The following is a 13955-nucleotide window of genomic DNA, read 5'->3' as shown; positions in this document are numbered from 1 at the left end:
TAAAAAGGACACCTAAGCGGAGGTTAAATTACGTTAAAGAGTTTGGAAATACAAAAAAATTAACCTTTTAATTGCTGCAAAAACACAATTCGATCTAATAATTAAATAAGGTAGGAAATATCTAGGATATAGATCCATTTATATATTTTTACTTTTGAGAATTAGCAAATAATTGCTTTCTTTCCGATTAGGGAAATGTAAATCCAGGGGTTTTACGCGCAGGTTAAAAGATTCCAACATTATTGGTTCGCATAAAGGAAATCGCATAGAGGAAATCGCATAGAGGAAAGTAGCCATGCCATCTTCAGGTACTACGACGAAACCAAAATCAGAAAACAAGTCGTCTTCAGAAAATCCAAGCTGCATTCGACGCTTCAAGACGCTCGATCTAGCCATGAAGCGCAATCACTATCGCCAAGATGCCCTGATCGAAGTCTTGCATCAAGCTCAGGAAACATTCGGCTACTTGGAAGAAGAGGTGCTAGTTTATATCGCCCGAGGGCTGAAGTTACCCTTGAGCCGAGTCTATGGGGTTGCTACCTTCTATCATCTCTTTTCCCTCAAGCCACAGGGAGAACATACCTGTGTTGTTTGTCTGGGCACGACCTGCTATGTGAAGGGTGCGAATGCTCTGCTAGAAGCGATCGAGCAGGAAATTGGCATTCATTCGGGCGAAACCACTGCCGATCGCAAAGTATCCCTGATGACAGCCCGTTGTATTGGTGCTTGTGGCATTGCGCCAGCAACAGTGATTGACGGACATGTACATGGCAAGCAAACGCCAGAGTCTCTGATGGCAACAATGCAAGATTGTCTGGGCAACCGTGAGTGATCCAAGAGAGAGGAAAAAACAATGGATTTAGCTGAACTGCTAGAAATTGCTAAAAACGAACGAGAGCATCAGAAGGATATTCGCATTCGCTGTTGTACTTCCAGTAGCTGTCAAGCCTCCAATTCTCTTGTAGCGGTCGAACGTTTGCAAGAAACTGTAAAAGCACGGGGAATGGAAGGCAGAGTAGAAGTGCAAAGTGTTGGCTGTATGGGATTTTGCGGTCGAGGTCCATTGGTGGCGATCGATCCCGCTAACATTCTTTACGAAAGGGTGACGGCTGAAGATGCACCATCGATTGTAGATGCGCTTGCAGGGGGGGAAGCCACTGCTGCCCAAGGCGATCTCGAACACCCCTTCTTTGCTCGCCAGATGCGGATTGTGTTGGAACACAACGGCAAAATCGATCCGATGCGGGTTGAATCCTATATTGCCGTGGGAGGATACCAACAGCTATACCACACGCTGCACGAGATGACACCGCAAGATGTCATCAATGAAATCACCCGTAGCGGTCTGCGCGGCAGAGGTGGGGGCGGTTATCCCACAGGGCTTAAGTGGGCAACCGTTGCCAAAATGCCTAGCGAACAGAAATTTGTCGTTTGTAATGCCGATGAGGGCGATCCAGGCGCCTTTATGGATCGCAGCGTTCTAGAAAGCGATCCCCATCGGGTACTGGAAGGCATGGCGATCGCAGGCTATGCGATCGGTGCCAATCAAGGCTATATCTACGTGCGGGCTGAATATCCCATTGCCATCCAGCGCTTGCAAAAGGGAATCCAGCAGGCAAAACGATTGGGCTTATTGGGATCGCAAATTTTTGACTCACCCTTTGATTTTCGCATTGACATTCGCTTGGGGGCTGGAGCCTTTGTGTGCGGTGAAGAGACAGCCTTAATTGCTTCCGTAGAAGGTGGCAGGGGAACTCCTCGGCCTCGCCCTCCCTATCCCGCTGAGTCTGGACTCTGGGGAAATCCCACTTTAATCAATAACGTGGAAACCTTTGCCAACATCACACCCATTATCCGTCATGGCGCTGATTGGTTTGCAGATATTGGCGTGGATAAGAGCAAAGGAACCAAGGTCTTTGCACTTACGGGCAAAATCAAAAATACAGGATTGATTGAAGTTCCCATGGGGACTCCTGTCAGACAGATTGTCGAAGACATGGGTGGAGGCGTACCTGACGGAGGGACGATTAAAGCCATTCAAACTGGCGGGCCCTCTGGTGGCTGCATTCCAGGCGATGCTTTAGATACTCCCGTGTCCTATGAATCTCTGGTGGCGCTGGGAACGATGATGGGTTCTGGTGGTATGATCGCGATCGATGATGCGACGAATATGGTGGATGTCGCGCACTTCTATATGGAGTTCTGTCGCGATGAGTCCTGTGGTAAGTGCATTCCTTGCCGTGCTGGCACGGTACAAATGCATCAACTTTTAACCAAAATCTTGAAAAAACAAGCAACCCTAAAAGATTTAGAAAATCTAGAAGCGATCTGTTATATGGTGAAAGATACAAGCCTGTGCGGGTTGGGCATGAGTGCTCCCAATCCCATCCTGAGCACGCTGCGCTATTTTCGAGAGGATTATCTAAAGCTGCTTCTAAATAGTTCTGAGAAGGGTTCTCAGAACGGTTCTCAGAATGGTTCGCAGAGTAACCAGCCGACGAACGTTTTGAATTCGGACGCAGCTATTTAGCTTACATCGATTGGGAGAAGGATAAAAAGTATGCCAGTAAAAACTTTAACAATCAATGGTGAGATGATTAGCGCTCGTGCCGATGAAACCATTCTGATGGCGGCACAGGAAGCAGGCATCTACATCCCCACGCTTTGCCATCTTGAAGGAGTATCCGACGTGGGTGCTTGTCGTCTCTGTATTGTGGAAATCGAGGGAAGCGGTAGACCCCAACCCGCCTGTGTGACTCAGGTTGCCGAGGGCATGGTCGTGAAGACCAATACGCCTAAGCTTCAGGAATATCGGCGCATGGTTGTAGAAATGTTGTTTGCTGAGGGCAATCATGTCTGTGCTGTCTGCGTAGCAAATGAAAATTGCGAACTGCAAAACATGGCGATCGCAGTAGGCATGGATCACTCCCGTTTTCCCTATCAGTTCCCCGATAGAAATGTCGATATCTCGCATCCTCTGTTTGGGCTCGATCGCAACCGTTGCATTCTATGTACTCGTTGCGTGCGCGTCTGCGACGAGATCGAAGGCGCACATGTCTGGGATGTGGCTAGTCGCGGCAGCAAGTCGGCGATCGTGGCGGGGATGAATCAGCCTTGGGGCGAAGTGGAAGCCTGTACCTCCTGTGGCAAGTGCGTAGAAGCCTGTCCCACGGGAGCAATTTTCCGCGCGGGTTCGACCGTAGCAGAGATGAAGCACGATCGCGACAAGTTGGAATTTCTGGTCACGGCAAGGGAGAAAAAAGAATGGACAAGATAAGATTTGCCAGTGTATGGTTGGCAGGCTGTTCGGGCTGCCATATGTCTTTTTTAGATCTAGACGAATGGCTGTTTGAACTCGCCAAACATGTTGAAGTCGTCTACAGCCCGATCGCAGATGTGAAAACCTATCCCGAAAATGTCGATGTCTGCTTGGTGGAAGGTGCGATCGCCAATGAAGAAAATCTGGAATTAATTCATAAAATTCGCGATCGCACCAAGTTGCTCATCTCCTTTGGCGATTGTGCGGTGACTGCCAACGTTCCAGCCATGCGCAACATGCTCGACGGCTCGGGAACCGTATTGCGACGCAGCTATTTAGAACTTGGCGATATTACACCGCAATTGCCCTATGCCCCAGGTATCGTTCCCGAACTGCTCGAACGGGTCGTCCCAGTTCACGAAGTCGTCCATGTCGATCTATACCTGCCCGGCTGTCCGCCCTCTGCCGATCGGATCAAAGCCGCGATCGAGCCATTACTGCGCGGAGAGATGCCTGTCATGGAAGGTAGGGAAATGATTAAGTTTGGCTAGCAATTCTGTAGGGACAGTGACGAAGGGTTTCTAGGATGAAAGTTGAGGAATGGATATTATGAGTAAAACAATTGTTATCGATCCCGTAACGCGCATTGAAGGACATGCCAAAATTTCCATCTACCTTGACGATGCTGGCGAAGTATCCGACGCGCATTTTCATGTGGTGGAATATCGAGGGTTCGAGAAATTTTGTGAAGGTCGCCCCATGTGGGAAATGGCGGGAATTACGGCGCGTATTTGTGGAATTTGTCCCGTCAGTCACCTGATGGCATCGGCAAAAACAGGCGACAAACTGTTAGCCGTGCAGATTCCTCCCGCAGGGGAAAAATTGCGCAGGTTGATGAATCTCGCCCAGATTACCCAGTCCCACGCCTTATCCTTCTTTCATCTCAGCAGTCCAGACTTTTTGCTCGGCTGGGATAGCAACCCTGCAACGCGCAACGTTTTTGGCTTAATGGCAGCCGATCCCGAGCTGGCTAGGGGCGGGATTCGCCTGCGCCAATTTGGACAACAAATCATCGAATTGCTGGGGGCAAAGAAAATCCATGCGGCATGGGCAGTCCCCGGTGGTGTGCGATCGCCTCTGAGCGAAGAAGGTCGTCAGTGGATACGCGATCGCCTGCCTGAATCCCTTGCTACGATTGAAAATGCCCTGAGCCTCTTTAAGAAACTGCTGGATGAGGAACTGCAAACTGAAATTCAGGTGTTTGGTAATTTTCCTTCCCTATTTATGAGTCTGGTGGGTAAAAATGGGGAGTGGGAACACTACGGCGGACATCTGCGCTTTATCGATAGCGGTGGCAATATTGTCGCGGATAACCTCAGCGAAGATGATTATCTAGACTTTATCGGCGAGGCGGTTGAGCCTTGGTCGTACCTCAAGTTCCCCTATTACAAGCCCATGGGCTATCCTGAAGGCATGTATCGCGTTGGTCCTCTGGCAAGGGTAAATATTTGCTCTAGCTTTGGTACGGAAAGAGGCGATCGCGAGTTGCATGAATTCCGCCAGCGGGTGGGTGGTGTCGCTACTTCTTCATTCTATTATCACTATGCGCGACTGTTAGAGATTCTCGCCAGTGTTGAGAAAATCGCCGAACTGATCGAAGATCCTGATGTATTATCTTCCCGCACCCGCGCCCATGCTGGCATCAATAATCTAGAAGCGGTGGGTGTGAGCGAAGCCCCAAGAGGCACTTTGTTCCATCACTATCAAATCGATGAAAATGGATTGATTAAAAAGATGAATCTGATCATTGCTACGGGAAATAACAACCTAGCAATGAACAAAACCGTTGCCCAGATTGCCAAACACTACATTCACAATGGCGATGTCGCGGAAGGCTTTCTCAATCGGGTAGAAGCGGGTATCCGCAACTACGATCCTTGTCTCAGTTGTTCTACCCATGCGGCAGGTCAGATGCCGATACAAATTCAAATTCGCGATCGCCAAGGCAATCTCTTAAAACAGATCGGGCGCAATATGCTGGGGAGCTAAAATCTATAAAAAGGTTCCGATAATCCTACCTTTTACAACTACACGAGGTTGTCGTCTCCCTTACGCGATTTTACGATTGCGTTTTTAGCCAAGCATTTAAGTCAGCGATCGTTTCAAGGTCAAAAATTGCTTCTGCGAGATTTTCTAGCTGCACTGCAGATAGTTTCAGTAGATCGAAAATCACTCCAGAGAGGGTAAATAGATGGTTGTAATGAGAGGGAACTGTCGTTCAACAGCATGAGATACGATTCCAACCAAATTGAGGATTGGATGGTATTTTGGCACTGACAAATTTGAGTCTGAGGGTGAGTTTTTTAGGGTCACAATTGATGACGCCATCTATAGGTAGAATTCGTTTCGGAAAAACTCCAAGTCACAAAACTAAGATGTCTGCTTATAGCCGAGATTAAAGAAGATATTCTCTAAGCTCTCTTGGGTGCGGTGGAAATCGATGATGGGAATACCTGCATTGACCAGCGATCGCAGCAAAGCCGCACTATCCTCTGAGTTCCCGATAAATTGAATCGCGACATTCTTCGCACCAGAATTTGCCCCTGAGCTTGAGTTGGGTAAAACTTCACAACGCTTGACCAGATCGTGCTTGCGAAGTTCGATCTGGAGATCTTCAGCGTTACCTAGGGTGGAAATTATAATTTCTTGCTGACTGCTGCGATCGTAGAGATCCTGTAAGCCAGAGCTTTCTACTAAGCTGCCGAGTTCCATAATACCAATGGAATCGCAAAGCTCTGCCAAATCGCTGAGAATGTGGGAAGAGATCAAAATCGTCATTCCCTGCTGCTGGAGCGATTTGATAATGTTGCGAACCTGTACCCTTGCGATCGGATCGAGTCCAGATACGGGTTCGTCAAGCAACAACAACGCAGGGTTATGAATAATGCTACGCGCTAGACTGAGCCTCTGTTTCATGCCTCGCGACAGCGTACCGATCGGACTATCGCGTTTATTCTCTAGTTCCACCAGCTCAATCACTTCATAGAGCCGTTGCGATCGCTCTGGGTCTTTGAGAAAGTAAAGCCGCGCAAAATAATCGAGGTAATCCCAGACGCTAAGGTCGTCGTATAAAGGAAAATCATCAGGTAAGTAGCCGAGTTTGCGCTTAAGGTCGGGATTATTTTGCCCCCTTAAGAAGCGCTCGCCCGTAACGTAGATTTCACCTGCCGTAGGTTCCTCAGCGGCGGCTAACATCCGAATTAGGGTGGTTTTCCCCGCACCATTGGGGCCAATTAGCCCAAACACTTCACCACTGCGAATTTGCAGATCGACATTCTTTACAGCGATTTGATTATCGAACTGTTTGGTTAATCCATGGGTGCGAACGGCCAATTCTGAAGTCATATGCTTTCTATGATACGAAGGGATGAATCGAAGCGCTTATAAAGGAGCGGCGTAACTTTTTACATTCTCTGGGCGATATTGGCGCATGATCCGATTGGCTCGGGCGATCGCACTATCTGCGCCTTTGACGACAACGAGATATTTGCCTTCGCTGAGACGATTGCGATAGGGGATGGAATCGCTGCTTCCTGTTGCTAAGCCGACACCTCCACCTACAAACAAGCTTCCCATGCCCCCTGCGAAACCGCCCAAGATGCCACCGATCAAATGATTGCCAATACTACCCGCCCATGCAAAGGTTTGCAATTCGCTGATTACGCTAAAGCCAATGCCAGAGATAAAGCCAAAGGGCACGAGCCAATATGCCATAAAAAATGCCTGTTTGCGGGCTGAGTCCATAGGGTCAGCTAGTCCGTATTCATCGGCGGTTTTATAGCCTCGCCCTAAGATACTCACTTCGTCCATGGGGAAGCCTTCTTTCTCAAGGGCTGAGTAGGCTTCTTCGGCTTGAATGCGATCGCGCCACACTGTAACTAGATAATTCATAAGTTCTAACTACGCTCTTACTATTTAAGTTTAAAGTACAGTATGTTGATGCGCTGCGATCGCCTTCTAACAACCCGCGATCGCAGGTTTGCAACATAACGATCGCAGCGATCGCATAACGACTTGTTGCGACTAGAGAACTAGAGCTTAGAATTATTGTATTGAAACCATACTTAAAGTATTCACTATGCAAGCACTAGCCGTTACTGAAGCTGTCACCACGATCGCGGAAGCAGAGAGAAAATTTGGCTTGAGGCGCAGCGAATCGAAGGATTTTTTTACAGAGTGGTACGACCAGTTACCAGAGATTGGTTCTAGCGATCGCGATGGTCTAGAAGTTTTATGGCGGCGTTATCTCTATCATCGGTCGGGCGGACATCTTCTAGAAAGTACGGTAATGCTGCTGCTAGTTTCGCCGTTATTGACGATCGCGGGTTTATACGATCCTCCTTTTAGGATTAAGGCGGAGGAGTCTATTTCGATCGCTGTATCCGATCGCGAAGAAACTCTACAGGGGCGTATCGATGTGTTGGTATTGCGCGATCGCCTTTGGATTATTGTGTTGGAGTCCAAAAAAACGATGCTTTCGGTTTGGTCTGCTTTGCCGCAAACTTTGGCATATTTGATCGCTAGCCCCAATCGCGATCGCCTAACTTTTGCAATGTTAACGAATGGTGATGATATTGTGTTTGTGAAACTAGAGAATAAGCAATATGCGATGTCTAAGGTTTTGGCTCCTTTTGTCGATCGCGGTGAGTTAGAAGTTGCGTGGCGCGTGTTACGCAAAATAGCAGAAATAGAAGTTTGATGTTTTAATTTCTCGTAGCGATCGCCCACTATTCACATAGTCACCTAAACTAGCGATCGCACAGCAATCTATGAATACTCTTAAAAATCAGATAGTACGAATACTATTAAAAATCAGATAGTACAGCGTTATTGTTCGCGATCACTCTAATCACAATCGTAAGCCTTTCCATAATGCAAATCCTCTTTGGCAGCAGAGATATCCGAGGAAAGTCAAAACCATGCTAATCGCAATTAAAAAAGGCTCGGATTTCGCTGGATGCTCCCAAATCACTAACACAACAAGACGAAGTGCGATCGCCACAAAAGCTATTCCAGAACCTATAAAAAAAGCTGCAAACAATTTACGGGCAATTTCCATAGCTTCAGATATTTTCCCAGAATGCTTCACTCAAAATTGCATCCACATCTCGGCTAAACTGCCATGTGTCGGGAAACTGAACCTGCGGATAATCTTCCCTTAGCTCAGCGATCACATCTTCTAAAATCTCATCAAAAATCTCAGGCAAATAATTTTTTAAGCTAGGAGAATCTGCCAAACGCCGTTTGATTTGCTTACGTTGTTCTCTAATCGTTCTTTCCCATCCGTTGCGATCGTTTTGAATCGGGACATAAACGCGCTTTAGAATGTGTGACAGGAGTACATCCAAGCGATTTTTTAGCTCGTGCCTTTCAGTTCGCCCCAAGCTCTCTATCTCCTCAATTAAATTTTCAATATCTAAAAGCTCAAAATCCCTAGCCTTAAGTCTTGCCGCCACATCCTCCACCCATAGGCTAAAGTCGCGATCGTACAGAGATGGTGCGATAACAGTACTCGTCATTGATTTATCTCCTTGATTCGAGGGGGCACTGACGGTCTAGGAACATTCTACCAAAATCGTAGCACGACCCGATCTAATCGCGATCGCCGTCGAACTCTTCCGCACTTGGGTCGCAAAATACAAAGTAAAGTTCGATCTTAAAGATGAGAGAGAATGGATAACCATGATGCGATCACCTCTTGCTGAAATAATCCCTGCGATCGCCTTACCAATTTGTAATGATGAATTAGGCGATCGCTATTTCACATTAAGTAAGGAACGCAACTTACCCCTAAACCACGCATTTAAAAAACATCATCAATATTTTCAGCATAGTTAGTAACTGCATCTAGATAGTTATGGACATTCAACTCCTTCTCAACTTGTAATCCACCACATAGTTGCCAAGTTTGAGTTTGAACCAATGGAACTTCTTTATATATATGTCTTTGAATTGCTTGCATAATCAAGTCTTGCACAGAGAGACCTGTTTGGTTTAGCTGTAACATTATTTCATCAGGGATCTCAACAGTAACTTGCATTGCTTCTAACCACTTAACTATAGGCTGCTTTGCTTCTTAAGTTTAAGGTAACAGTACAGAGATTGTTCAGATTAGAACAAAAGTAAGGTAAATTACGTCTGGTTGCTTAAATACTCCACAAACTCCACTCCGAAAGAAATTATCAAAATATGCGACGCAGGAAACTCATTCAGTTAGCTCAGGGCGGATTACTTGGCACATTAACGGCGGGACTTGCGATCGCCCCTGCCTTGAGCCAAGATCGTACCAAAGCCGCGCCAAATACTGGGCCACTCACCTTACAGTGGTTTGGGCATATGTCATTTTTGATCAGTGGGGGAGGTCTGCGCCTGTTAACGCATCCTTTTCGTCCGAGTGGCTGCACGGCTGGATTACCTGCCCCAAAAGCCGATGTTGACTATGTAATGATTAGCTCTCGCTTGCTCGACGAAGGCTATTTAGAAAATTTACCAAACAAGACAAAAGTTTTTGCCGAACCTGGATCCTACGATTTCAAAGGCGTTAATCTTCAAGGCATTCGCATGGATCACGATCGCGTGGGCGGACGACGCTTTGGTCGTAACGTAGCATGGCGATGGCAGCAAGCAGGAATCCGCCTCTTACATTTGGGCAGCGCAGCGGCACCGATTTTACCCGATCAACGCATTTTGATGGGGCGTCCCGATGTGTTGATTTTGCCTGTAGGTGGTGGTGATAAAGGCTACAGCGCCGCCGAAGCTCAAGCAGTCGTTACAGAGCTTAGCCCCAAAATTGTTGTGCCCACTTACTATCGCACAGCTACATCCAGCAAAACCTGTACGCTAGCGCCTGTGGATGAGTTTTTAGCTTTGTTTCCCAATGTCAAAGTCAATCGCGGCGGTTCGACTTTAGAGGTGAGTGCTGACAGCTTGCCCTCAAGCCTATCGATCAGGGTTTTTGGTTAGGTACATTCAACCCCTCAATTCATAGAGATTCGCAAGGATGCGTAGGGGCAGTGCCCCAATGCCTGCCCTGTGGGATATCGCAACCACAGGAGAATTGCAAGTTAGGTTGTCGGAATTGATGGGATTCCGCTGTTTTGCAATCTCCTTAAAGAATTTCGATCGCATCGCCTACCCGCAAAATCTTCCCTGCCTCCGAGGCGGGGATTTGCGTATTGACCGTCAGACGATAAAAGTGGTTAAACCGCGATCGCTCTACTTCTGTGGGTAAAGTTTCTCGACGTTGGGACACAAATATTTTCTGGAAATTGGCGTAAACTTCGCCAGTGAGGGGATCGCGGGTGGGGACTGGACAGCGCTGACAGGGATTAATGCCATGAATCCGAACATTTCCGATCTGAAACTTCACCACATTGCCCTCAGTGGAAAACAGCCGATCTTCCCAAAAGGCTGGTACATCGCCAAACTCCAAATTCGTGCGAAAGCGTAACCTTGTTTGGTCGAGCGTTAGTTCGGGGAACCAATCAGCCACTGCCTGCAATGAAGCCGTACTGACAACGGTTGGTCCAGGGGACTTGGGGTCGTCAGGAAAGCCCATCTCTAGATTTTGGACGATTTGCACGGTCATGCCAAAAAATTCGCTCAACCAAGCCGCGATCGCCTCCCGACGTTCGTCTAAGTGAAAGCAAACCTCAGGGCAATCGGAATTTTGATGGTTTAGATAGACGAATCTCTGGACTAAATCGAACCTCGCCCGCAATAAATGCACGCTAGGATTGCGTTTTGCATTCACAAAATTTCCCTGGGCATCGACTATGGCAAACTCGCGATCGCCTCGCAATGCCCCGCTGGACAAAACTTCAGCCTGACTGACGACCAAGCCATCCAAAGACTTAATCGGATAGATCGAAACGCGATCGAGTTTCGGCATAATGTCGCAAAAGATCGGGATAAACAATAATAGATGTTAGGGAAAGCGAATAATATTGGGTAGAATTTAATAGTGAGGTGAATTAGGAGTCAACTATGAAACTCGGCGGTGTCCATCGAGTTGATCGTTTTTTATGTATTGTAAAACACAAGAAAGTCGCGCTTTCAAGATCGATCTTTGTGCTTAGCTTTAGCCTAGCGACTTTGATGTCATCTTGCCCAAAACCTTCAGAAATTTTTAGTTATCCAGAAATCGGGAAAGCCCACGCGGAAATAGCGGAAATAACAGCCAAACCCGCAGCAACCTCTCCTCCTGTAAATTTTGAGCATAAAATCCCCAAAGCCAAAAGCCAAGAAGTCAACGCCAAGACCAACAACATTCCCTCTAAAAAAGAATTCGCGCCAGTCCTACCAGCAATTGTAAGCAGCAACTTTGGCGATCGCGTTAATTTTGAGTCAGCCTCAGTCCCCAGAGATACTAACAGGACTTCTATAGTGAATCGAGACAAGCAAAGCAGCATCCGAGGATTTAGCGATGGGTTTAGCGATACTCAGCAAGATGGTGATAAGCTTTCTGTGCTAAGTGCTGGAATTTTAGAGAAAAGTACGACGAAGGAATCCATTGCAACAATGGTAAAAATCTTGAATTCCGCCAAGGTCGATCCGATGATTTCAATGGGAGAACCGTGAGTAGAAAGTAGCGAAAAAAAACTCATTGGTTCTAATCACCAAAACCACACACACCGAACCCTGATATACCGAAACCTGATAACTGAGTAAAACCAAAATGGGGAAAAAGTACCATTCACAGAGAACACCCACTAAAAAAACCGCAAAGTTTCAACCCAAACTCCATCACCTCTTCATCATGGCGTTTTTGGGACTTGCACTTAGCGGAAGTGTAACCGAAATTTGGCTGCGATCGGGGGGACTAAAATCCAACGATCCCACCGCAAAAGCTTCCGTCCAAGAAAAGTTTGATAGTAATGGTTGGCCGCTGATGCTGCCCCCTCCACCTGCCAATGCCGAAGTCTGGGAATGTGAAGTCGCGATTGTCGGTGGTTCGCTTGGTGGTACGGCTGCTGCCTATCACTCCATGAAAACAGGTGCAACAACTTGCGTGATCGAGCTTACAACCATGATGGGTGGACAAATTAGTTCCCAAGGGGTGAGCGCGATCGATGAGTCCCTATTAATGCGCTATCAGCAAGTCTTCTCTACAAGTTGGACGCATTTCAAAAATGTGATCGCCAGCCAAGAAGCATTTCCCGCGAAATACTCCTATCTCAAACCTGGCGCTGTGGTCGCAGACACCAATAGCTGCTGGGTAGGAAACCTTTGCTTTACGCCCACTGCAGGTGCAGCAGCAGCGGAAGCACTCTTAAACGAAGCGAAGCTCTCTGCTCCCCGTAGTCGTTGGGGCACACAAATTGCCTTTAAAGGTGCAGAATTTAGTAGTAATGGAGATACAATTACTGCCGTTTATGGGGTGAGGCGCAAACCGCGCAATCCTAATTACATTCCACTTGGGCGGCTATCGAGGGAATTGGTTCCTTGGTACGGATGGGAAAGTAATGATGACTTTGAAAAAGTTGCCATTCGGCTTCAGCCTCCTGCGGGCAAGCAAATGATTGTGATTGATGCTACTGACACAGGAGAGCTTGTGGCATGGGCAAATATTCCCCATCGTCTAGGTGCAGAGGGATTTGCCACCACTGGAGAAAAACACGCTGTTGCCGATAATCCTGAATGCACGCAAGCCTTTACATTTCCCTTTATCCTCAAGATCGCCGACGATAAAGGCGAATCGCTCAAAAAGCTGAAAACAATTCAACCGGGTTATTCTAAAGAAGAGCACCGCAAAGATTACGATTTGGGAAGATATCCCATGTTTGTCGGCAATAGTTTCTTTAACTATCGTCGCATTGTCAGTTTATTGCGCGACAATCCCTTTAAGGCGATTCCTGCTAAGGGCGATATGACCGTTGTCAATTGGAATCGCGGCAATGATTGGGGTATTATGAATCCGCCTCTAATCATGACAGACGAACAGATTGATGCATCGGGGCAACGTCAAAATTGGATGGGAGGATTAAATTTTAATGCGCTCAAAGAAGGAGAAAACCACGCACTTCTATTTTCGGAATGGTTAATCGAAAACTATGCCACATCAGAGTTTCCATTAACGCATTTGTCGGGCGTAGGTTCGCCCATGCCCACTGAGTCAGGTTTGAGCTTGTATCCCTATATTCGGGAAGGAAGGAGGATTTTAGGTCGCTCTGCCTATGGACAGGAAACCTTCTTTATGCGCGAGCAAGACCTGCGTAGAGATATGGTAGGTGGAAGAGATTTCCGCCCTTCGACGATTGGGATTACCCACTATGCGATCGATATGCATGGCTGTCGCTACCGCAATTGGGAACCTTCTAAATCTCCTAGTTCTGCACCAGTCAATGAGGACTTTGTAAAACCGATTTATATTCCTCTAGAGAGTCTCATTCCGCTCAAGATTAATAATCTATTGATTGGTGGCAAGGGTATTGCCGTCAGCCATATTGTGAATGGAGCTACCCGAATTCACGTTGGTGAGTGGGCAGTAGGGGCAGCATCAGGCTCAACCGCAGCATGGATCATTAAGCAGCAAGATCTGTCACTATCACCCCAGGAAATTATTTACCGAAAATTGGTTCCTACTTTGCAAAAGCATCTCGCTTCTCAGGGTATTGTTTTAGACTGGTAGTATCTT

The 13955-nt window shown here is 47.1% G+C and carries 18 protein-coding genes; 10 read left to right on the top strand and 8 right to left on the bottom strand.

What is annotated here, in order from left to right; genetic code table 11:
* Nucleotides 1-295 precede the first annotated feature (295 nt).
* Genes hoxE through V2H45_RS10320 form a run of 5 tightly spaced genes read left to right on the top strand, consistent with a single transcriptional unit; the run spans nt 296 to nt 5308 of the window.
* A complete protein-coding gene (gene hoxE / locus V2H45_RS10340) occupies nt 296-832 on the top strand; it encodes a bidirectional hydrogenase complex protein HoxE (protein ID WP_330483561.1) in 537 nt (178 codons plus the stop codon).
* Nucleotides 833-853: 21 nt separating this feature from the next.
* Nucleotides 854-2530 carry a NuoF family protein gene (locus V2H45_RS10335; protein ID WP_330483560.1) on the top strand — a complete coding sequence of 559 codons (1677 nt, stop codon included), beginning with the start codon at nt 854-856 and terminating at the stop codon, nt 2528-2530.
* Between the two features lie 30 nt (nt 2531-2560).
* The gene (gene hoxU / locus V2H45_RS10330; RefSeq protein WP_330483559.1) at nt 2561-3277 is read left to right on the top strand and encodes a bidirectional hydrogenase complex protein HoxU; all 717 of its coding nucleotides are present in this window, start codon (nt 2561-2563) and stop codon (nt 3275-3277) included.
* On the top strand, nt 3265-3810 hold the full coding sequence (locus tag V2H45_RS10325) for an NADH-quinone oxidoreductase subunit B family protein (protein WP_330483558.1): 546 nt from the start codon (nt 3265-3267) through the stop codon (nt 3808-3810). The genes hoxU and V2H45_RS10325 overlap by 13 nt, the downstream gene beginning before the upstream one ends.
* Nucleotides 3811-3868: 58 nt before the next feature.
* Nucleotides 3869-5308, top strand: a complete 1440-nt coding sequence (locus V2H45_RS10320; protein ID WP_330483557.1) for a Ni/Fe hydrogenase subunit alpha — start codon at nt 3869-3871, stop codon at nt 5306-5308.
* A 70-nt stretch (nt 5309-5378) separates the two neighbouring features.
* Here V2H45_RS10320 and V2H45_RS10315 read toward each other — a convergent pair whose 3' ends face one another.
* The 3 genes from V2H45_RS10315 to V2H45_RS10305 all read right to left on the bottom strand — a co-directional run bounded on the left by V2H45_RS10315 (nt 5379) and on the right by V2H45_RS10305 (nt 7210).
* The gene (locus tag V2H45_RS10315; RefSeq protein ID WP_330483556.1) at nt 5379-5492 is read right to left on the bottom strand and encodes a DUF4351 domain-containing protein; all 114 of its coding nucleotides are present in this window, start codon (nt 5490-5492) and stop codon (nt 5379-5381) included.
* Nucleotides 5493-5689: 197 nt separating this feature from the next.
* Nucleotides 5690-6664, bottom strand: a complete 975-nt coding sequence (locus V2H45_RS10310; protein ID WP_330483555.1) for an ABC transporter ATP-binding protein — start codon at nt 6662-6664, stop codon at nt 5690-5692.
* 36 nt (nt 6665-6700) lie between these two features.
* Complete coding sequence (locus V2H45_RS10305; protein ID WP_330483554.1) at nt 6701-7210, bottom strand: hypothetical protein; 510 nt, start codon at nt 7208-7210, stop codon at nt 6701-6703.
* A 187-nt stretch (nt 7211-7397) separates the two neighbouring features.
* Here V2H45_RS10305 and V2H45_RS10300 point away from each other — a divergent pair, with 187 nt between their 5' ends.
* On the top strand, nt 7398-8018 hold the full coding sequence (locus V2H45_RS10300; protein ID WP_330483553.1) for a type I restriction endonuclease subunit R: 621 nt from the start codon (nt 7398-7400) through the stop codon (nt 8016-8018).
* A 150-nt stretch (nt 8019-8168) separates the two neighbouring features.
* On the opposite strand, the gene V2H45_RS10295 is transcribed toward V2H45_RS10300, so the two are convergent.
* Genes V2H45_RS10295 through V2H45_RS10285 form a run of 3 tightly spaced genes read right to left on the bottom strand, consistent with a single transcriptional unit; the run spans nt 8169 to nt 9003 of the window.
* Nucleotides 8169-8378, bottom strand: a complete 210-nt coding sequence (locus V2H45_RS10295; protein WP_330483552.1) for a hypothetical protein — start codon at nt 8376-8378, stop codon at nt 8169-8171.
* A 4-nt stretch (nt 8379-8382) separates the two neighbouring features.
* Nucleotides 8383-8838 (bottom strand): DUF29 domain-containing protein, encoded by a 456-nt coding sequence (locus V2H45_RS10290; RefSeq protein WP_330483551.1) that lies wholly within the window; start codon nt 8836-8838, stop codon nt 8383-8385.
* 36 nt (nt 8839-8874) lie between these two features.
* Nucleotides 8875-9003 (bottom strand): hypothetical protein, encoded by a 129-nt coding sequence (locus V2H45_RS10285; RefSeq protein ID WP_330483550.1) that lies wholly within the window; start codon nt 9001-9003, stop codon nt 8875-8877.
* On the opposite strand from V2H45_RS10285, the gene V2H45_RS10280 reads away from it, so the two are divergent.
* On the top strand, nt 9002-9157 hold the full coding sequence (locus V2H45_RS10280) for a hypothetical protein (RefSeq protein WP_330483549.1): 156 nt from the start codon (nt 9002-9004) through the stop codon (nt 9155-9157). The two genes, V2H45_RS10285 and V2H45_RS10280, sit on opposite strands and share 2 nt — an antisense overlap.
* On the opposite strand, the gene V2H45_RS10275 is transcribed toward V2H45_RS10280, so the two are convergent.
* Nucleotides 9123-9359: a hypothetical protein gene (locus V2H45_RS10275; protein WP_330483548.1), complete on the bottom strand. Its 237-nt coding sequence runs from the start codon at nt 9357-9359 to the stop codon at nt 9123-9125. The genes V2H45_RS10280 and V2H45_RS10275 overlap by 35 nt on opposite strands.
* Before the next feature lie 149 nt (nt 9360-9508).
* Here V2H45_RS10275 and V2H45_RS10270 point away from each other — a divergent pair, with 149 nt between their 5' ends.
* The gene (locus tag V2H45_RS10270) at nt 9509-10282 is read left to right on the top strand and encodes an MBL fold metallo-hydrolase (RefSeq protein ID WP_330483547.1); all 774 of its coding nucleotides are present in this window, start codon (nt 9509-9511) and stop codon (nt 10280-10282) included.
* 145 nt (nt 10283-10427) lie between these two features.
* On the opposite strand, the gene V2H45_RS10265 is transcribed toward V2H45_RS10270, so the two are convergent.
* Nucleotides 10428-11210 (bottom strand): MOSC domain-containing protein, encoded by a 783-nt coding sequence (locus tag V2H45_RS10265; RefSeq protein WP_330483546.1) that lies wholly within the window; start codon nt 11208-11210, stop codon nt 10428-10430.
* A 206-nt stretch (nt 11211-11416) separates the two neighbouring features.
* Here V2H45_RS10265 and V2H45_RS10260 point away from each other — a divergent pair, with 206 nt between their 5' ends.
* Both V2H45_RS10260 and V2H45_RS10255 read left to right on the top strand, forming a co-directional pair.
* A complete protein-coding gene (locus V2H45_RS10260; RefSeq protein WP_330483545.1) occupies nt 11417-11899 on the top strand; it encodes a hypothetical protein in 483 nt (160 codons plus the stop codon).
* 97 nt (nt 11900-11996) lie between these two features.
* On the top strand, nt 11997-13949 hold the full coding sequence (locus V2H45_RS10255; protein WP_330483544.1) for an FAD-dependent oxidoreductase: 1953 nt from the start codon (nt 11997-11999) through the stop codon (nt 13947-13949).
* Nucleotides 13950-13955: the final 6 nt, after the last annotated feature.

The organism is Tumidithrix elongata BACA0141 (assembly GCF_036349135.1).
GTDB lineage: Bacteria > Cyanobacteriota > Cyanobacteriia > Pseudanabaenales > Pseudanabaenaceae > Tumidithrix > Tumidithrix elongata.
The sequence above is the reverse complement of the archived record's forward strand: the minus strand, read 5'-3'. Positions and strand labels throughout refer to the sequence as shown.